Annotated in this window: 17 protein-coding genes; 7 read left to right on the top strand and 10 right to left on the bottom strand. The window is 60.2% G+C overall.

Going from position 1 to position 17,765, the window contains the following annotated elements:
* Positions 1-4: 4 nt before the first annotated feature.
* The 3 genes from ACOI6Z_RS13085 to ACOI6Z_RS13075 all read right to left on the bottom strand — a co-directional run bounded on the left by ACOI6Z_RS13085 (position 5) and on the right by ACOI6Z_RS13075 (position 3,757).
* A complete protein-coding gene (locus tag ACOI6Z_RS13085) occupies positions 5-847 on the bottom strand; it encodes a triphosphoribosyl-dephospho-CoA synthase (RefSeq protein ID WP_420687409.1) in 843 nt (280 codons plus the stop codon).
* On the bottom strand, positions 847-2,502 hold the full coding sequence (mdcA, locus tag ACOI6Z_RS13080; protein WP_420687408.1) for a malonate decarboxylase subunit alpha: 1,656 nt from the start codon (positions 2,500-2,502) through the stop codon (positions 847-849). Before mdcA ends, ACOI6Z_RS13085 begins: the two co-directional genes overlap by 1 nt.
* 220 nt (positions 2,503-2,722) lie before the next feature.
* Positions 2,723-3,757, bottom strand: a complete 1,035-nt coding sequence (locus tag ACOI6Z_RS13075; protein WP_023289538.1) for an AI-2E family transporter — start codon at positions 3,755-3,757, stop codon at positions 2,723-2,725.
* Positions 3,758-4,199: 442 nt separating this feature from the next.
* Between ACOI6Z_RS13075 and kpnE the strand changes: the two genes are divergently transcribed.
* Both kpnE and kpnF read left to right on the top strand, forming a co-directional pair.
* The gene (kpnE, locus tag ACOI6Z_RS13070) at positions 4,200-4,562 is read left to right on the top strand and encodes a multidrug efflux SMR transporter subunit KpnE (protein WP_032452729.1); all 363 of its coding nucleotides are present in this window, start codon (positions 4,200-4,202) and stop codon (positions 4,560-4,562) included.
* Positions 4,549-4,878, top strand: a complete 330-nt coding sequence (gene kpnF / locus ACOI6Z_RS13065; RefSeq protein ID WP_023289540.1) for a multidrug efflux SMR transporter subunit KpnF — start codon at positions 4,549-4,551, stop codon at positions 4,876-4,878. Before kpnE ends, kpnF begins: the two co-directional genes overlap by 14 nt.
* 55 nt (positions 4,879-4,933) lie before the next feature.
* Here the strand turns inward: kpnF and ACOI6Z_RS13060 are convergent, their stop codons facing one another.
* The gene (locus ACOI6Z_RS13060) at positions 4,934-5,023 is read right to left on the bottom strand and encodes an ArsR family transcriptional regulator (protein WP_258315333.1); all 90 of its coding nucleotides are present in this window, start codon (positions 5,021-5,023) and stop codon (positions 4,934-4,936) included.
* On the opposite strand from ACOI6Z_RS13060, the gene ACOI6Z_RS13055 reads away from it, so the two are divergent.
* A complete protein-coding gene (locus tag ACOI6Z_RS13055; protein ID WP_420687407.1) occupies positions 4,983-7,139 on the top strand; it encodes a putative bifunctional diguanylate cyclase/phosphodiesterase in 2,157 nt (718 codons plus the stop codon). The genes ACOI6Z_RS13060 and ACOI6Z_RS13055 overlap by 41 nt on opposite strands.
* Here ACOI6Z_RS13055 and ACOI6Z_RS13050 read toward each other — a convergent pair whose 3' ends face one another.
* From ACOI6Z_RS13050 to ACOI6Z_RS13040, 3 genes are all read right to left on the bottom strand, one after another.
* Positions 7,140-7,952: a trypsin-like serine peptidase gene (locus tag ACOI6Z_RS13050; protein ID WP_044522790.1), complete on the bottom strand. Its 813-nt coding sequence runs from the start codon at positions 7,950-7,952 to the stop codon at positions 7,140-7,142.
* 942 nt (positions 7,953-8,894) lie between these two features.
* Positions 8,895-9,314, bottom strand: coding sequence for an acid resistance repetitive basic protein Asr (gene asr / locus ACOI6Z_RS13045; protein ID WP_004206052.1), 420 nt, complete (start codon positions 9,312-9,314; stop codon positions 8,895-8,897).
* Positions 9,315-9,479: 165 nt separating this feature from the next.
* Positions 9,480-10,967, bottom strand: coding sequence for a carboxypeptidase M32 (locus ACOI6Z_RS13040; protein ID WP_420687406.1), 1,488 nt, complete (start codon positions 10,965-10,967; stop codon positions 9,480-9,482).
* A gap of 227 nt (positions 10,968-11,194) precedes the next feature.
* On the opposite strand from ACOI6Z_RS13040, the gene ACOI6Z_RS13035 reads away from it, so the two are divergent.
* A complete protein-coding gene (locus ACOI6Z_RS13035) occupies positions 11,195-11,287 on the top strand; it encodes a KPN_01571 family protein (RefSeq protein ID WP_004206050.1) in 93 nt (30 codons plus the stop codon).
* 30 nt (positions 11,288-11,317) lie between these two features.
* On the opposite strand, the gene ACOI6Z_RS13030 is transcribed toward ACOI6Z_RS13035, so the two are convergent.
* Positions 11,318-12,568: an MFS transporter gene (locus tag ACOI6Z_RS13030; RefSeq protein ID WP_420687405.1), complete on the bottom strand. Its 1,251-nt coding sequence runs from the start codon at positions 12,566-12,568 to the stop codon at positions 11,318-11,320.
* Between the two features lie 130 nt (positions 12,569-12,698).
* On the opposite strand from ACOI6Z_RS13030, the gene ACOI6Z_RS13025 reads away from it, so the two are divergent.
* The 3 genes from ACOI6Z_RS13025 to bioD all read left to right on the top strand — a co-directional run bounded on the left by ACOI6Z_RS13025 (position 12,699) and on the right by bioD (position 15,769).
* On the top strand, positions 12,699-13,601 hold the full coding sequence (locus ACOI6Z_RS13025; protein ID WP_023289546.1) for a LysR family transcriptional regulator: 903 nt from the start codon (positions 12,699-12,701) through the stop codon (positions 13,599-13,601).
* A gap of 124 nt (positions 13,602-13,725) precedes the next feature.
* On the top strand, positions 13,726-14,946 hold the full coding sequence (mlc, locus tag ACOI6Z_RS13020) for a sugar metabolism global transcriptional regulator Mlc (RefSeq protein ID WP_048298665.1): 1,221 nt from the start codon (positions 13,726-13,728) through the stop codon (positions 14,944-14,946).
* 127 nt (positions 14,947-15,073) lie between these two features.
* A complete protein-coding gene (gene bioD / locus ACOI6Z_RS13015) occupies positions 15,074-15,769 on the top strand; it encodes a dethiobiotin synthase (protein ID WP_023289548.1) in 696 nt (231 codons plus the stop codon).
* On the opposite strand, the gene clcB is transcribed toward bioD, so the two are convergent.
* A complete protein-coding gene (gene clcB, locus ACOI6Z_RS13010; protein ID WP_064154666.1) occupies positions 15,722-17,017 on the bottom strand; it encodes a voltage-gated ClC-type chloride channel ClcB in 1,296 nt (431 codons plus the stop codon). The genes bioD and clcB overlap by 48 nt on opposite strands.
* A gap of 133 nt (positions 17,018-17,150) precedes the next feature.
* On the bottom strand, positions 17,151-17,756 hold the full coding sequence (gene dmsD, locus ACOI6Z_RS13005) for a Tat proofreading chaperone DmsD (RefSeq protein WP_060590796.1): 606 nt from the start codon (positions 17,754-17,756) through the stop codon (positions 17,151-17,153).
* Positions 17,757-17,765 lie beyond the last annotated feature (9 nt).

Genomic DNA, 17,765 nt, shown 5'->3' with positions numbered 1-17,765 from the left:
TGCGTTAGCCGGCAACCCGGTCGAGAAACAGGGTGGCGGCAAGGAGATCGGCGGCGCCGCCCGGCGAGGCGTTGTGCGCCAGCATCTGCGCGTCAAGCCGCGCCAGGGCGGCGCGTCCGGCGACGCTGGCGCAACCACCGGCCGCCAGCACCGCGCGGGCGCCCTGCTGCATGGTCTGCAGGCCGGTCATGCCGGCGCGCGACAGCACGCAGGTATCGCTCAGCGAGGTCATGATGGCCATCAGCGCGTCAAGTCGCGCCTGCGGCTCGCTGGCGCCCCGGGCGCGGCTTTGCTGTAACTGCGGCAGCGCCAGGGCGGTGATATGCGGGAAACCGCGCTGCGCCTCTTCGCGCGCGCCCGGCACCTGCCAGCGGCGGCTGGCGCGTAGCCCTTTACTGAAGCTTTTCGGCGCCAGGCCGTCGGGCAGGCGGGCGAGGGCGGCGGCGGTGTCGGCGATCGCCTGTAAATGACCCGCTCCCCCCAACATCGCTACCGCGCTGACCAGCAGCCCCAGCGCCCAGATGGCGCCGCGGTGGGTGTTGACCCCGCCGGTGGCCTGCATCATCTGCGCTTCGCCTTCCCGGCCGAGGCGGCCGACGGTTTCGCGCAGCGCGATATCCGCCGGGCGGCGCCAGCTTTGCTGGGCCAGCGCGTGGAAGGTCGGCTGCAGGCTGCGGGCGGAGCGTTCCATCAGCGCCAGCGTGAGGTCCTGATGCGCGCCGCTGCCGCGGCTGTCAACCAGACCCGGTTTCGGGCTCAGACGGGCTTCGTCAATCAGACAGGCGCCGGCGGTATCCGCCAGCCAGCTGACGCGGCTTTCTGCGTGCAGGGGGGAGAGAATTTTCATTACCAGCTCCGGAATTTTGCCGGTGGGTTGTACAGTCCGTCGGACCATTCCACCAGGTCGGCGACGCTCCCGGCGGCCAGCAGCGAACGGGTGGCCTCGCTACGGCGAATGCCGAGATCTTCCGGGTAAACCACTTTGCCGCTCTGACGCAGGGCAGCCACGCGTTTCGCGTCCACTCCGAGGCCGATGTCGGTGATCCCGGCCACGGCGGCGACCATCGCCCGGCGCTCTTCCAGGCTTTCCGCACGATACAGGTAGGCGATACCCTCTTCGGTCAGCACGTGGGTGACGTCATCGCCGTAAATCATCACCGGCGCCAGCGGCATGCCGGAGGTTTTGGCGACGTCGACCGCGTCGAGGGTCTCAACAAAGGTCGGCTTCACCCCGGCCTGAAAGGTTTCGACCATCTGCACTACCAGTTTTTTACCGCGCTGCATTGGGTCCGGCTCGGTGATCATATTGAGCCAGGCAGGGGTGGCGTGGCGGCGGCCGTGCGGATCGTGGCCCATGTTCGGTGCGCCGCCGAAGCCGGAAAGGCGGCCGCGGGTGACGGTCGAGGAGTTAGCCAGACCATCAACCTGCAGGGTCGAACCGATAAACATATCCACCGCGTACTGCCCCGCCAGCTGGCAGAAGGCGCGGTTGGAGCGCATGGAGCCGTCCGGGCCGGTAAAGAAGATATCCGGACGGGCGCGGATGTACTCTTCCATCCCCAGTTCGCCGCCGAAGCAGTGCACGCTCTCCACCCAGCCGCTCTCGATCGCCGGGATCAGCGTCGGATGCGGGTTCAGGGTCCAGTGTTTACAGATTTTGCCTTTCAGACCGAGCTGTTCGCCGTAAGTCGGCAGCAGCAGTTCGATGGCGGCGGTGTTGAAGCCGATCCCGTGGTTGAGGGACTGCACCTGATGCTCGGCGTAGATGCCCTTGATCGCCATCATCGCCATCAGAATGTGTTCTTGCTTAATCAGGCGCGGGTCGCGGGTGAACAGCGGTTCAATAAAGAACGGCTTGTCGGCGACCACCACGTAATCAATCCACGAGCCGGGAATATCGACGCGGGGCAGATCGCACTCGTCGTCCACCAGTTCGTTGACCTGGGCGATAACAATACCGTCGTGGAAGGCGGCGGCTTCCACCAGCGCCGGGGTATCTTCGGTACTCGGCCCGGTATACAGGTTACCTTTACGGTCGGCTTTGTAGCCGGCGATCAGCGCGACGTTGGGCGACAGATCGACGTACAGACGGGAGTAGAGTTCGATATAGGTATGAATGGCGCCGATTTCCAGCAGGTCATCTTCCAGCAGCTGCGAAATGCGCAGGCTTTGGGTACCGGAGAAGGAGAAATCGAGTTTGCGGGCGATACCTTTTTCAAACAGGTCCAGATGCTCGCTGCGACCGACGCTCGGCATGATCATATGCAGATCGTGGATTTTCTGCGGATTGACTTCCGCCAGCATGCGGGAGAGGAAATCGGCCTGCTTCTGGTTGTTGCCTTCCAGCACCACCCGGTCGCCGGGGGCGATCAGGTTTTCCAGTACGCTGACCAGCTGGTCAGTGGGGATGACTTTGCCCGGGATGTTGGCCTCGGCCAGCCGCCGCTGCTTTTCCGTCCGGCGACGGTTCCAGACCCGCCCCGTCGTTTGTTCGGCATTCATTATTAACCTCCTGATTCGACAAATCGTTTTGTTTGTCCTGGTGGAGGGTAGTGTGCGATGCGAGGCGCGGAGCATCAATTAAGCACGGCGGCCAATCGTTAGCCTGAGAGTAACAATTGTGATTGGCCCTTTGTGATGAGGATCAATAATACGAAAGGCGTAGTGGTCTACCACAGGTGTCAGGGAGAGGGGGCCGGCCAGTCGCCGGCTCGGGGAAGGGTTACTCTTTGCTCACATCACTTAATAAGAATGCGATGCTCTGACCGCCGCTGGTCTGCTCGAGGGCGATTTTGACGATGATCGTCAACGGCACCGACAGGAGCATACCGACCGGACCCAGCAGCCAGCCCCAGAAGATCAACGACAGGAATACCACCAGGGTGGAGAGTCCCAGGCCGCGCCCCATGATCCGCGGTTCGAGAATATTGCCGAACACCAGGTTAACGATCAGATAGCCGGCCAGCACCACCAGCGCCTCGTACAGACCGCCGAATACCAGGACCTGCAGGATCGGCGGGATGGCCGCCAGCACGGAGCCAATATTGGGAATATAGTTCAGCGCGAAGGCCAGCAGCCCCCACATAAAGGCGAAACGCACGTCCAGCAGAACCAGCATGCCCCAGACCACCAGCCCGGTGACCAGGCTAATCGCGGTCTTCAGCACCAGATAATGCGACACGCTGTCGATGGCGCGCTGAATGGCCCCCATGCCTTCTACCGGGCGGGACATCAGCTGCTGCAGTTTGGCGGGCAGCTGCGGAACCTCCAGCAGCATAAACACCACCGTCAGCAGCAGCAGAAAAATCGAGGACATGGCGTTCGACAGCTGAGTGAGCAGACCGGTGACCAGGGTCATCACGGCGTTGGGGTCGATGTATTTGTTTAGCTCCACCACCGAGACGGTAAAGCCCAGGCGCTGCAGCCAGGGAGCGATGGTTTGCATCGGTTCGTAGAGATAGTTGCGGTACTGCGGCAGGGTGCGCGCCAGCTCGTTAAGCGAGGTTCCCAGCGAGGCCAGCAGCACAACGGCTAACATGACGATAAGGCCGATCAGCAACGAGATCGCCAGCACGCGTGGCACTCGGCAGCGGACCAGCAGCTGGACCAGCGGATTAATAATCACCGCCAGAAAAAGCGCGAGTATAAACGGGACAATAATGTCTGCCGCAAAGCGAATGCCGGTCAGGATGATCACCAGCATGCCCAGCATGATGACCATCTTTAATCCGTTAAGTGTAATAATAGGTTTAGCCATAGGATCCCGTCCTCAATCTTCCTTGCCTGTTAACAGGTTGCGTTACATTAGCATAATGACGTTTTTTTTCAGAAAAAACGCATTGCAGCAAAACCGCGGCGTAAAGAATTGCAAAGTCTTTGAATAAAATGTAGCACTATGCTACAAATCTACCTGTGTTTAACTACTGAGGACAATTTTCATCCGCACCGGACGAGAAGCAACACCGCGGATAATTGTAATTTTATGGACAATCAGTTCAGGATGTATATTTTAAATCACCCCGCAGTATCCCTCACTTTTTCCCGTTTTGCCGGCGAACAGCACTGGCATTCGGCGCTATAGTCACCTTCTTTCTGCCTGAGCTGGCGCCAAGCGCACAGCGAAATCTACGTCAGAAATTTTCCTGTTTACGCGTCGCGTAAACGGTAATGGATTATATTCTCAAGCAGGAGAAGGGATCATGTTTTATTGGATTTTATTAGCTTTAGCGATTATTGCTGAAATTACCGGCACCTTGTCGATGAAATGGGCAAGCATTAGCGGTGGGCATACCGGCTTTATTTTAATGCTGGCCATGATTGCCCTGTCATATATTTTTCTCGCCTTTGCGGTTAAAAAAATTGCCCTCGGCGTGGCCTACGCGTTATGGGAAGGGATTGGTATTTTGCTGATCACCCTGTTCAGCGTACTGTTGTTTGATGAAAGCCTGTCGCTGCTGAAAATAGCCGGTCTGACTACCCTGGTAGTGGGGATCGTCTTAATTAAGTCCGGCACCCAGAAAAAAGCGTCGTCGAAGCCGGAGGTGGCTCATGCAGCAGTTTGAGTGGATCCACGCCATCTGGCTGGCTATCGCCATTGTTCTGGAAATTATTGCCAACGTCTTTTTGAAGTTTTCCGACGGTTTCCGCCGCAAGGTCTATGGCATTCTGTCGCTGGCGGCGGTGCTGGGCGCGTTCAGCGCCCTGTCGCAGGCGGTGAAAGGCATCGATCTGTCGGTCGCCTATGCGCTGTGGGGCGGCTTCGGTATCGCGGCGACCATCGCCGCCGGCTGGGTGCTGTTTGGCCAGCGCCTGAATAACAAAGGCTGGGCGGGAGTCATCCTGCTGGTTGCCGGCATGGTGTTAATTAAACTCGCCTGACGTCGCGCCGCCTGCAAAGCCAGGCGGCAAAACGGGTTCGCTGTAGTATGCTTACTCAAGACCGGCCCCGCAGGTATTGTGCCCGGTGACGATGAGGACTGCGCATGCTCACAGCTTTCGGCTGGCGGAAAATTCCTTCCGCCAGGACGTTGTCAATAATGATTTTTCTCGCCGGGCTTGGCCTCACCGCGTCGGTGATCTCCCTGCTTTACCTCTCGCAACACCTCATTGCCAGCAAATCCAATGAAATTGATCAGCAGCGCTCGGTCCTGTCGGTGGAAGGGGCGGTGCAGACCTCGGTCAACCGGGTGCTGTCGCTGGTGCTGGACAATGCCATCTGGGACGATGCGGTGACCCAGACTTACGCTCCCAGCCTGGATCAAAAATGGCTGTACGACTCCTGGGGATCCGGCTTCAAAATCAACAACCTGTATGACGGCACCTTTGTCCTTGATGAACATTATCACATCCTGTGGGGCGCCTTTCAGAGTCAGGTCATGCCCCGGGCAGACCTCTCATTTCTCGGCGCCGGGCTGACCAGCCTGATCCGCTATCATGCACAGGCTCTGCGCGAGGGGAAAAACGCCTTCGCCGGCATCACACGTACCGAGGCCGGGATCGCTTTCGTCGGCATCGGCCTGATACGGCCGACGAGCGGCCGGCTGCAGGTGGCTGACGAGACCCGGCGCTATCTGGTCATTACCCGGCACATCAGCCCTCAGCTGCTGGAGCGTTTAGGCGACACCTTCCAGATAAGCCATCTGCATCTCAGCGACGGCCCAGGCGAACACCGGATCCCGCTGCGCACGCAGGGAGGCGAGGTTCTGGGCTATCTGGCGTGGCAGCCGCGTCTGCCCGGCGCCGAAGCGGCCCTGGCCTCGTCAGGCAGTATGCGGCTCATCGCCGGGGTGGCCGCCAGCCTGATCCTGCTGTTTATTCTGTTCAGCAGCCTCGGCATGTATAAGCTGGCCCGCGGCGAACGTCAGGCGCGGGAGATCGCCCTGATTGACTGGCTCAGCCGCCTGCCCAACCGGCGTGCGCTGCTGCTGCGGCTCAGCCAGGTGTGCGACACGAGTAAGCACGATATGCAGTGCGTGGTGTTTATCGATCTGGACGGTTTTAAGGATGTGAATGATAACTATGGCCACGATGTGGGCGACACTCTGATCCGCCATATCGCCAGCGCGCTGCAAAAACGGGTGCCGGCGGGGGCCATGCTGGCAAGAATGGGCGGGGATGAGTTCGCCATGGCGGTGAGCGGCGAACAGGCGATCGACCGGGCCGCGGCGTTCGCCTGGGCGGCGCTGGAGCTGCTTAAAGCGCCGGTGGCGCTGAGCAAACGCACAATTTATATCGGCGCCAGCATCGGCATCGCCAGCGGTACTCCGGCGGAATGCTCCAGTACCGAACTGTTTCGCCGGGCGGATATCGCCATGTACCACGCCAAGAAGAACGGCAAGGGGCGGACGGCCTGGTATGACGATGCGCTGGATGCCGTGCGACGTCATCAGCTGATGATTGAGAATGGCATCCGTCAGGGGCTGGAGCAGGATGAATTTGAGGTCTGGTATCAGCCGGTGGTCGATGCCGATACGCTGGCGATGACCGGCGTTGAAGCGCTGCTGCGCTGGCCGCGTCGCCCGCAGGGTGCGCTGGCGCCGGATGCGTTTATCGCCATTGCCGAGAGTAGCGGCCTGATTGACACCCTCGGCCAGTTCGTCCTGCAACGCGCCTGCAGCGACCTGCAGCCGGTGGGCGATCTGCTGCTGTCGGTGAACATCTCGCCGGCGCAATTTCGCGATCCGGCGTTTGAAAGCCGGGTGATGGAAACGGTCGCTGCCTGCCGCTTTCCGCCGTCGCGCCTGCAGGTGGAGGTGACGGAGAGTTATGTGCTGGAAAATCCGGAACGTTCGCAGGCGGTGGTGGAGAATCTGAAGGCCCAGGGCATCGCCGTGGCGCTGGACGATTTTGGCACCGGTTACTCCAGCATCGGCTATTTACGTCGCTTTCGCTTTGACAGCCTGAAGATTGACAAATCCCTCGCCGGGCGAGTGGATTGCGATGCGCAGGCGGCGGAGATGGTGCGCGGCACGGTGCGCATCGCCCGCGCGCTGGGGATGACGGTCGTGGCGGAGGGGGTTGAAGATCCGCAACAGCTGGCGCTGCTGCGGCGGGCCGGTTGCGACCGGCTACAGGGCTTTTACTTCAGTAAACCGATGCCGATCGCCGACCTGCTGCAGCGGCGTCGGCAGCAGGAGTAATTACTCTCCGGCCAGCGCCTCCAGCTTATCGCGAAAGCCGGTCACCGCGATGGCGCGGTTGTCCGCCCGCCAGCGATCCTGCGGGCCGGGAGCCGAACTTTGCACGGCGATCACTTGCCAGCCGTCCGCGGTTTTCAGCAGCAGCGGCGAGCCGCTGTCGCCGGGCAGGGTGTCACACTGGTGCGACAGGACGCTGTTTTGCGCCCAGCCGGTGACGATGCAATCCTGATGGCTGTAAAGATTGTCCAGATGATCTTCAGGATAACCTGACTGGGTCACTTTCCGGTCCGCCGCCTTCAGCGCGGCGGTTAAATCGGCCTTACTGCCGGGGAAGAGCGGGATCGGCGTGATGCCCGAGGGAGCATAGCGCAGCACGATCAGGCCAAAATCCGAGGGCGCCGCGGCGGAGGGAACGATCCAGCCGTCACCGTCGGCTTTCAGACGCTTGCCTAATCCGGGATCCACGCGTCCGTCAATGCCGTGGATCTCATACACCCAGTTGCCCTTGCGGGAAATAAAGCGCAGAGCGACCGCTTTGTCCGGCTTGCCGCGCGGGGGCGTTAACAGGCAGTGGCCTGCGGTCAGCGCCAGATTGGGGGAGATGAGCGTCGCCGTGCACAGATTGCCGCTGGCGGTCTCCAGCTGGCCAATCGCGTCCCACGGACTCTCCTCCGGGCGGCTCACCGCTTTACGCTCATCGTGGCCGAAAAACAACGTCTTAATATCTTTGGCGCTCAGTCCGCTATCTTCGGCATGTGCGCCCAGAGGTAACAGATAAAATGAACACAGTAATAACAGAACGTCTCTACGCATATCACTCTCTGGGGGAGGCTATGATGTCTATTGACAGTAGCAGGAGATTTAAGTTTTTGAAAGTAAACAATAATTCTAATCAGGCCAAACGGCATGTCTCATCTGCGCGCGACAGGCTCTGGCGCGGGTAAAACCTTCTGATTTCAATCGGTTAATACCATTAACCTTCTGCTGCTATTTCCGCAGAAAGCACGGTCTGGCGCAAGCACATTCGTGTATCAGAACGTACTGAAATTGGCGAATAATGCAGCAATACCTCTTTGAGGTTATTCCTGGTTTGGCAGCATAATGCGTAAAAATAATACTTTTACCCGCCAGAACTTCACCCGAATTCGCACTTCTTTACGCCTCACGTAATTATTTTCAATGCGAAACATTTTCTCACCGAAAACGTTGTTACCGTCACCCGGCCGTTGAGTAAATAGAGAGGTAATACCGGCGATGATAGCCTGAATTCTATTTCCCCGGCGTTCGGAGGGTATATGTCTAAAAAAGGTATTCGCGCACTGGTCTATGTTTCCCTGGTCTCGGTGGCCATCTGGGGCGCAACCGGCTATCTGGTGATGGAAGCGGTACGAGCGTTGTGATGAGTCTGGCCGCCGCGTGGGGGCCAGGCGCGCGATGGTTTATTGCTAACGTGTCTGGCGTCTTCGGGCGCCGGGCATGATTTGCGCCGCTGGCAGCGGCAGGGTAAAAGAGAGTGATAAGGGTGGGCAACAATATTTGCGCGACATTCACCTTCCGTGAAGTCTGAGCCAGGCGGCAAAACGGGAGAGAAAGACGAAATGATTAATAGAGGAAAAAGCGGGTCGCAACCACTGCGCAAATGATTAACAGGATCAGGATGAGCTCAAAACGATAACGCCGCAGCATAGTGCTCTCCAGAAAAAACGGCGCTGAAGCAGCGCCGATTATTTAAGAAGGTTGGTTCACCGGGAGGAATTAGGCTGCCGGCTGTGCAGCAGGTTTAGCGGCCTGGTGTTTGGTGGTTTTGTGGTGTTTTTTCGCTGCCTGAGCTTTCTGGGCTACCGGTTTAGCGGCAGCTTTGTGGTGCTTTTTCGCGGCCTGGGCTTTCTGCGGAGCGGCGGGTTTGGCTTCTGCTTTTTTGTGTTTTTTAGCGGCCTGGGCTTTCTGGGCAGCGGCTGGTTTAGCTTCTGCTTTCTTGTGTTTTTTGGCAGCCTGAGCTTTCTGCTCTGCAGCTGGTTTGGCCGCGGCTTTATGGTGTTTTTTGTGATGGGTGGTCTTGGCAGCAGTGCTGTGGGTAGCAGCTGGCGCCTGAGTGGTGCTTACTGCGTCAGCAGCGAAAGCGGCGGAAGAGAGACCCATAGCAGCGGCAACGACCAGAGCTAATACTTTTTTCATTCTGATATCCTCGAAAAGTTTTCTTAATTTCAACCCCACTGCGGGGCCGGTGAAATCACTATATGCTTGTCTTTTCGGGCTTTCCGTGAGTGTTTGGTATCGGCGTGTAACCGAATGTACAAGGCGGGGAGTGGAAGGACGCGCCGGGCAGCCCGGCGCGGACGATCACAGATAGCGGGCGGTAAGGTGGTCGCGGAAGTAGCGGCTGTTAAGATCCTCGCCGGTGGCCTGCTGGATCAGCTGCGAGGTGGTGAAGCGGCTGCCATGCTGCCAGATATTCTGCCGCAGCCAGTCAAACAGGGCGCTGAAATCCCCTTCCGCGATATCGCGGTCTAACGTCGGCAGCGCGCGACGGGCGGCGGCCATCAGCTGCGCGGCATACATCGCCCCCAGCGTGTAGGAAGGGAAGTAGCCGAAGCCGCCGTCGGTCCAGTGAATATCCTGCATACAGCCGTCCCGGTAGTTGCCGGTGGTCGACAGTCCCAGCCAGTGCTGCATTTTCTCATCCCACAGCGACGGAATATCTTCCACCTCTATCTCGCCGTCGATCAGCGCGCGTTCAATTTCATAGCGCAGGATCACATGCGCCGGATAGCTGACCTCATCGGCATCAACGCGAATAAAGCCTGGTTTCACCCGCTGGTTCCAGGCGATGAAATTCTCCTCGCTAAAGGCCGGCCGATCGCCAAAGCGTTCGCGCACCGCCGGCAGCAGGCGTTTCAGGAAGCGCTCGCTGCGTCCCAGCTGCATTTCGAAGAACAGGCTCTGCGACTCATGGATAGCAGTAGAGCGGGCCAGTCCTACCGGCTGGTCGACCCACGGGCGAGGCAGATTCTGCTCATAGCGGGCGTGGCCGGTCTCGTGGATCACGCCGAACAGAGCGCTGAGCAGGTCGTTTTCGTTGTAGCGGGTGGTGATGCGCACATCCTGAGGGACGCCGCCGCAAAACGGGTGGGCGCTGATGTCCAGACGCCCGCCGTCAAAGTCAAAGCCGAGGATGCGCATCGCCTGCAGACCCAGTTCGCGCTGCTCAGGGATCGGGAACGGCCCCTGCGGGGCGATCAAGGTTCGCGTCGCCTGCTTATCGACCGCTTGTCGCAGCAGGGAAGGCAGCCAGGACTTGAGATCGGCAAACAGGCTGTCCAGCCGGGCGCTGGTCATATCCGGTTCGAAAATATCCAGCAGCGTGTCATAGCGTGAACCGCCCCGGGCGTCGGCGCGGATCTGCGCTTCCTCGCGGCTCAGCCTGACCACCTCGCGCAAATTATCGGCAAAGCCAGCCCAGTCATTAGCCGGCCGCTGACTGCGCCAGGCATGTTCGCAACGGCTACCGGCCAGCGATTTGGCCTCCACCAGGCTCTCCGGCAGCAGCGCCGCCTGATCGTACTGGCGCTGCATTTCCCGCAGGTTGGCCTGTTCGAGGTCGTTGAGATCCTGCTGGCGGGCCGCCTGCAGCCATTGGCCCACTTTTTTATCGGTCAGGATCTGATGCTGTAGCACGCCGAGTTCCGCCAGCGCTTCGCCGCGGGCGGCGCTACCGCCCGGAGGCATCATGGCGAACATATCCCAGCCGGCGATGGCGGAGAGATGCGAAAAGCGCGACAGGCGCTGAAAGGTGCGGGTAAGCTGCTGATAAGGCGTATTTTCAGTCATAGTAGCGTTCGGTCCGTGACAGGTGAATGAACAGATTATCGGTATGCCTCTACACTATCCTGATACGCCTGGCGGGTCGAGCGTGGCGCGCAGAGGGCGGGGTAAAGCATTAGCCGCGTGATAGCAGGAAAAAAAGCGTGGCTCTGTGAGCAGTATTGCAGAAATCGGTAACGTATCGTGACTAAACTGTGATCGATAACGCAAGTCTGGAGGTTCGGGGGTGGTTTATGAATCCGTTCACCTGGCTGTTTATTGCCTTACTGTCCGTTGATGCCGTCAGAGAGCTGATGGGCTTGTCATCTATCATGGGCATGTGGTGAAACGTGGCCCGCAGGCCACGTCACGCGCGATTATTTGAGTCGCCGATACAGGCAAGTGCCGGTCAACAGCGCGGCAAGGAGCAGCAGCGCAATAAATCCGCCGACGCCGTTCCAGCCGTAGCGGTGCCAGAACACCCCGCCTAATGTCCCTGCCAGGCTTGAGCCAAGATAATAGCTGAACAGATACAGCGATGACGCCTGACCGCGCGCGCGGCGCGCGCGCGGACCAATCCAGCTGCTGGCGACGGAGTGCGCGGCGAAGAAGCCGGCGGAGAACAGCAGCATGCCGAGGAAAATAAGCCAAAGGGAAGAAAAGAGCGTCATCAGCAGGCCGCAGAGCATCACGCCGGTAAAACCGAGCATCACCGGACCGCGGCCATAGCGTACGGTCATGGCGCCCGCTTTCGGCGAGCTCCAGGTCCCGGTGAGATACGCCACCGACAGCAGACCCACCACCGCCTGGCTTAACGACCACGGCGACATCATCAGACGGTAGCCAATGTAGTTAAACAGGGTGACAAAGGCCCCCATCAGCAGGAAACCCTCGACGAATAGCAGCGGCAGGCCGCGATCGCGCCAGTGCAGGCGGAAATTAATCAGCAGCGTTTTTGGCCGCAGCGAGGTCGGGCGGAAATGGCGCGACTCGGGCAGGATTCGCCAGAACATAATCGCCGCGGCCAGGGCGAAGCCGCTGATCACCGCCAGCGCTACGCGCCAGCCGAAAAAATCGGTAAAGACCCCGGTGAGCAAGCGGCCGCTCATGCCGCCGATGGAATTGCCGCTGATATAGAGTCCCATAGAGAAGGCCACAAAGCTGGGGTGGATCTCCTCGCTCAGGTAGGTCATACCGACCGCCGCCACGCCGCTCAGCGACAGGCCAATCAGGGCGCGCATAATCAGGATGCCGTGCCAGCTGGTCATCATGGTCGACAACAGCGAGCAGCAGGCGGCCAGCAGCAGCGCGGTGACCATCACCGGCTTGCGGCCTATGGCGTCCGACAGCGGGCCGGTAAACAGCAGGCCCACCGCCAGCATCGCCGTGGAAATGGAGAGAGAAATACTGCTGCTGGCCGGCGATACGCCGAACTCGTTCGACAGCACCGGCAGGATCGGCTGCACGCAGTAGAGCAGGGCGAAGGTGGCCAGACCGGCGGAGAATAGCGCGAGCGTGACGCGCATAAACTGCGGGGTGCCGCGCTTAATAAACGGATCCGGGCGGGATGCACCAGCGACTCTGACCTCGCCCGCCGGCACGGTGTCAACGGTTGTTGTACGACTCACAGAGAATTCCTTGGGTAGAAGTTGCTGCTTACCAACAGAGTGTTGTGACCATTCAGCTCACATTTTTAGGGTATGAAAATGTAAATATTCTGTCTAATATATTAATAATCTCAAATAAGACGTTTTAAATATGAATATCGAGTTGCGTCATTTGCGCTACTTTGTCGCCGTCGCCGAGGAGCTGCATTTTGGCCGCGCCGCGGCGCGACTGAACATCTCTCAACCGCCGTTAAGCCAGCAAATTCAGATCCTCGAGCAGCAGACCGGCGCCCGCCTGTTCGCCCGCACCAACCGCAGCGTCAGCCTGACGGCGGCGGGAAAACAGTTTCTCGCCGACAGCCGACAAATTCTCGCCCAGGTGGAGGACGCGGCCGCCCGCGCCGCCCGTCTGCACCATGGGGAAACGGGCGAACTGCGTATCGGCTTTACCTCCTCGGCCCCTTTTATCAAGGCGGTATCCGATACGCTGTCCCTGTTTCGTCAGCGCTACCCGGATGTGCATATTCTCACCCGCGAGACCAATACCCGCGAACAGATTGTCCCGCTGAGCGAGGGAGCCCTCGACCTCGGCCTGTTGCGCAATACCCAACTGCCGGACACCCTGGCGTGGCAGCGAGTGCTGCGCGAGCCGCTGCTGGCGATGGTCCCGGCGGACCATCCGCTGGCCCGCCAGCCCTCGGTCAGCCTGGCGGCGCTGGCGCGGGAGCCGTTCGTCTTTTTCGACCCGCACGTCGGTACCGGCCTGTATGACGATATCCTTGGCCTGCTGCGCCGCTACGGCCATACGCCGGTGATTGCCCAGGAGGTGGGGGAGGCGATGACCATTATTGGCCTGGTGGCCGCCGGGCTGGGGGTGTCGATCCTGCCGGCCTCCTTTCAGCGCGTGCAGCTCAGCGAAATGCGCTGGCTGCCGATTGACGAACAGGATGCGGTGTCGGAGATGTGGCTGGTGTGGTCGAAACACCATGAGCAGGGGGCGCTGGCAAAACGCTTTCGTGACACGCTGCTGGCCTGGAAAAACGAGCGCAATTGAGGCAAAAAGGGGCTGGAAATGTGCGGTAAATCACAAGGCTAAGCAAAAATTTGACGTTCACCATCGAAGTGCTTCACCATAGCCGAAAGTTTATTTCGAAGCGCGAAAATAAAGGGAGTCAATGGTGGTAGCGGATAGTCAACCAGGCCATATCGATCAAATTAAGCAGACCAATGCGGGCGCCGTCTATCGCCTGATTGATCAGCTCGGCCCGGTATCGCGTATCGACCTCTCCCGATTTGCGCAACTGGCGCCCGCCAGCATCACCAAAATTGTCCGCGAGATGCTGGAAGCGCATCTGGTGCAGGAGACCGAGATTCAGGAGCCCGGCAGCCGCGGGCGCCCGGCGGTGGGTCTGATGGTGGAAACCGAGGCCTGGCACTATCTGGCGGTGCGTATCAGCCGCGGCGAGATCCACCTTTCGCTGCGCGATTTAAGCAGCCAGCTGGTGGTGGAGGAGCAGCTGGAGCTGGCGCTGACCGACAGCACGCCGTTTCTGACGCGGATTATCGACCATATCGATCGCTTCTTTATTCGACACCAGAAGAAGCTGGAACGCCTCACCTCCATCGCCATAACGATGCCGGGTATCATTGATACCGAAAACGGCATTATTCATCGCATGCCGTTTTATGAAGAGGTCAAAGACGTCCCGTTGGGCGAAACGCTGGCCAACCATACCGGGGTGCCGGTCTATATTCAGCATGACATTAGCGCCTGGACCATGGCGGAATCGCTGTTTGGCGCCTCGCGCGGCGCCCGGGACGTCATTCAGGTGGTGATCGATCATAACGTCGGCGCCGGGGTTATCACCGACGGACGTCTGCTGCACGCCGGCAGCAGCAGCCTCGTGGAGATCGGTCATACCCAGGTCGACCCCTACGGCAAACGCTGCTACTGCGGCAACCATGGCTGTCTGGAAACGATCGCCAGCGTGGAGAGCGTGCTGGAGCTGGCGCAGATGCGGATGGCGCAGTCGATGAGCTCGCTGCTGCATCAGCGTCCGCTGAGCGTGGAGTGGCTGTGCCAGGCGGCGCTGCAGGGCGACCTGCTGGCCCGGGACATTATCAGCGGCGTCGGTCATCACGTCGGTCGCATTCTGGCGATCATGGTCAATCTGTTTAACCCGCAGAAAATCCTGATCGGCTCGCCGTTTAACCTGGCGGCAGACATTCTTTTTCCGGCAATTTCCAGCTGCATTCGGCAACAATCACTCCCGGCCTACAGCCAGCATATCGCAGTTGAAAGCACCCAGTTCTCCAACCGCGGAACGATGGCTGGCGCGGCGCTGGTCAAGGATGCGCTCTATAACGGATCCTTACTCATACGACTGTTACAGGGTTAACATTTTTTCATAGTCACACCAAAAATTGCGCTATCTCAAGCTGACCCCCAGCGGCTTCACGTAGACTTTGCCCACTGTTGATTATTTCTCTCCCGTATATTTCATCGACAAAACTGTGGGGTTAGTGATGTTTAAGCGTTTCTTTATTACAGGTACAGACACCTCTGTCGGGAAGACAGTGGTTTCCCGTGCGCTGTTGCAGGCACTTGCTGCCAGAGGCAAAAGCGTGGCCGGGTACAAGCCTGTGGCGAAGGGCAGCAAAGAGACGCCGGACGGTTTGCGTAATAAAGACGCGCTGGTGCTGCAGAGCGTCTCCACGCTGGCGTTACCCTATGAGGCTGTCAATCCCATCGCCTTAAGCGAAGACGAAAGCAGCGTGGCGCACAGCTGCCCGATCAACTACGGTCTGCTGTCGGATGGTTTGCAGCGGCTGGCCGGGCAGGTTGAACACGTGGTGGTTGAAGGCACCGGCGGCTGGCGCAGCCTGATGAACGACCTGCGACCGCTCTCCGAATGGGTGGTACAGGAGCAGCTCCCGGTGCTGATGGTGGTGGGGATCCAGGAAGGGTGCATCAACCATGCGCTGCTGACGGCCCAGGCGATCGCCAATGACGGGCTGCCGCTGATCGGCTGGGTGGCCAACCGCATCAACCCCGGTCTGGCGCACTACGCCGAAATCATCGATGTGCTCAGCAAAAAGCTGCCGGCGCCGCTCATTGGCGAGCTACCGTATCTGCCGCGCGCCGAACAGCGTGAGCTAAGCCGCTACGTCGACTTAGACATGCTCGGCAACGTGATGGCGATAGATCGAATCCCGGCGTAACGTCCGCGACAGCACCGACGCCACCACGCAGGTGATCAGCAGGCCGGGCAGCAGCACATACTGCCCGGTCATCTCACAAATCATCAGAGTCGACATGATTGGCGCATGGGTAGTGGCGGCAAGAAACGCCGCCATGCCGGTCAGTCCCATCATCATAGCCATCTCCTGCTCCCCCGGTAGCCACAGCCCGCTGAAGCGGGCCAATAGCATGCCCATCGCCAGGCCGACAAACAGCGTGGGGGTAAACACCCCGCCCGGCGCGCCGGAGCCACTGCTGGCCAGCACCGCCAGCAGTTTGCACAGGAATACCGCCACCAGCAGCGCGCCGGGCGGCGGCAGCAGCAGATAGCTTTGCACCACGCTGTAGCCGTTGCCCCACACCGCCGGCGTGATGAGCGATAAGCCGCCGACGATCAGACCGCCCAGCGCCAGCTGCCACGGCGGCGCCAGTTTCAGCCTGACGAACCCGCGGTGGCTGTATTCCATCAGCCAGATAAACAGCGGCCCGCACAGTCCGGCCAGCAGTCCGGTGGCGAGCATCAGGCCATAGTGCAGCGCGCTGAGATCCTGCTGCAGGACGACATGGTACAACGGCGCGGCGCCGCCGTTGAGAAACTGGGTCAGCAGCAGGGCGATCACTGCCGAGATCACTACCGGCCCAAGCGAGGCCAGCATCAGCGTGCCAAACAGAATTTCAGCGATAAACAGGCTGCCGGCCAGTGGAGCATGATAGGCGCTGGCCATCCCGGCGGCGGCGCCGCAGGCGACCCACAGTTTCCATTCGGCCTGCGGCGTGAAGCGGCGGGCGAACAGCGAGGCCGCCAGCGCGGCCAGCAGGATCATGGCGCCTTCCCGGCCAATCGCGCTGCCGGTGACCACCACCAGCAGCGAGGCCAGCGACTTCACCAGGCTTGCCGGCGTATCGAAGCAACCGTCGCCGGTCTCCAGGGCTTCCATATAATCGGTGGCGGCGTGCGGGCGGGCAACGCGGCGTCGTTGCCACAGCCAGAGAAGTGCCCCTGCCGCCAGTCCCCCCAGCGCCGGGGTAATCAGCCGTCGCCACGCCGGCAGCGACTGCGCGGCGTTGACCAGGCTCCCGCTGTCGTTACCGAGAAACAGCGTTTCCAGCACCACCATGGCATGGCGAAACAGGGCCACCGCCAGGGCGGCGAGAAGGCCAATCAGCGTGGCGATCAGCAGGCGACGAAACATCACCTGCACATCAGGATAGGGATGAAGACGGTGCATCGGTCACAGCGAGATTGGGAAAACATGGCCTTATTGTGATAGGGAATAAACTTATATGCAAAAGCGATAAGTGCGGGGCACGGAGAGGGGAGCCAGCAAGGAAACCGCGCCGACTCCCGGCGCGGCAAAGGGATTAGCGATAGAGCGGCTTTTCCGCCACCGCGAGGGGCAGGCCTGCCTGCCACTGCGCCAGGGTCGCCTGCGCCAGCTGGCCCAGCGCCTGGTAGAAGGGGTGGGCGGCATGTTCGACAAAGACGCTCAGGAAGCGCCCGGACCACGGCAGCAGATGCCAGGCCAGCAGCTGGGCAAACAACGCCTCCTGTTCCGTTTCGCACAGCCACGCCGCCAGCAGCAGGGTGCCGAAATGGTCTTCCGGCTCGTTGCGTTCGGCGTCCAGTGCGATGCCGTTCGCGCGCATCCATTCGCGCAGGGCCAGTGTGGATTCGCCGAACAGCACCGACTCTTTATCCAGCCAGACGGATCCCCATGGCGGCGCCGGCAGGGCCCACGGTCCGATAAACAGGCGCTGCCAGGCTTCCGGCAACGACTCTTCAACCGACGCGGCAAACCCCGATGCCAGCGGGGCGGCAACCGGGAAGGGCCACTGTTGCTGCCAGCTGCCGTCCTGGAAGGCGGCCACCAGCGGCGCGATTTGCGGGCTATTCGGCGCATAAGAGAACAACGCGCCCAGGGTACGGGCGCTTAAGGCGACAGCGTCGCGGTGAGGGAACGGCATCATCACTTATTC

Source organism: Klebsiella sp. C239, assembly GCF_048822715.1.
Taxonomy (GTDB): Bacteria; Pseudomonadota; Gammaproteobacteria; order Enterobacterales; family Enterobacteriaceae; genus Klebsiella; species Klebsiella quasipneumoniae.
Note: the sequence above shows the minus strand (reverse complement) of the source record. Positions and strands in the feature narration are given on the sequence as shown.

Excerpts from the sequence above, each read along its gene's own strand:
- ACOI6Z_RS13085 (WP_420687409.1), bottom strand. The coding sequence starts at position 847 with ATGAAAATTCTCTCCCCCCTGCACGCAGAAAGCCGCGTCAGCTGGCTG.
- mdcA (WP_420687408.1), bottom strand. The coding sequence starts at position 2,502 with ATGAATGCCGAACAAACGACGGGGCGGGTCTGGAACCGTCGCCGGACG.
- ACOI6Z_RS13075 (WP_023289538.1), bottom strand. The coding sequence starts at position 3,757 with ATGGCTAAACCTATTATTACACTTAACGGATTAAAGATGGTCATCATG.
- kpnE (WP_032452729.1), top strand. The coding sequence starts at position 4,200 with ATGTTTTATTGGATTTTATTAGCTTTAGCGATTATTGCTGAAATTACC.
- kpnF (WP_023289540.1), top strand. The coding sequence starts at position 4,549 with ATGCAGCAGTTTGAGTGGATCCACGCCATCTGGCTGGCTATCGCCATT.
- ACOI6Z_RS13055 (WP_420687407.1), top strand. The coding sequence starts at position 4,983 with ATGCTCACAGCTTTCGGCTGGCGGAAAATTCCTTCCGCCAGGACGTTG.
- ACOI6Z_RS13050 (WP_044522790.1), bottom strand. The coding sequence starts at position 7,952 with ATGCGTAGAGACGTTCTGTTATTACTGTGTTCATTTTATCTGTTACCT.
- asr (WP_004206052.1), bottom strand. The coding sequence starts at position 9,314 with ATGAAAAAAGTATTAGCTCTGGTCGTTGCCGCTGCTATGGGTCTCTCT.
- ACOI6Z_RS13040 (WP_420687406.1), bottom strand. The coding sequence starts at position 10,967 with ATGACTGAAAATACGCCTTATCAGCAGCTTACCCGCACCTTTCAGCGC.
- ACOI6Z_RS13035 (WP_004206050.1), top strand. The coding sequence starts at position 11,195 with ATGAATCCGTTCACCTGGCTGTTTATTGCCTTACTGTCCGTTGATGCC.
- ACOI6Z_RS13025 (WP_023289546.1), top strand. The coding sequence starts at position 12,699 with ATGAATATCGAGTTGCGTCATTTGCGCTACTTTGTCGCCGTCGCCGAG.
- bioD (WP_023289548.1), top strand. The coding sequence starts at position 15,074 with ATGTTTAAGCGTTTCTTTATTACAGGTACAGACACCTCTGTCGGGAAG.
- clcB (WP_064154666.1), bottom strand. The coding sequence starts at position 17,017 with ATGCACCGTCTTCATCCCTATCCTGATGTGCAGGTGATGTTTCGTCGC.
- dmsD (WP_060590796.1), bottom strand. The coding sequence starts at position 17,756 with ATGATGCCGTTCCCTCACCGCGACGCTGTCGCCTTAAGCGCCCGTACC.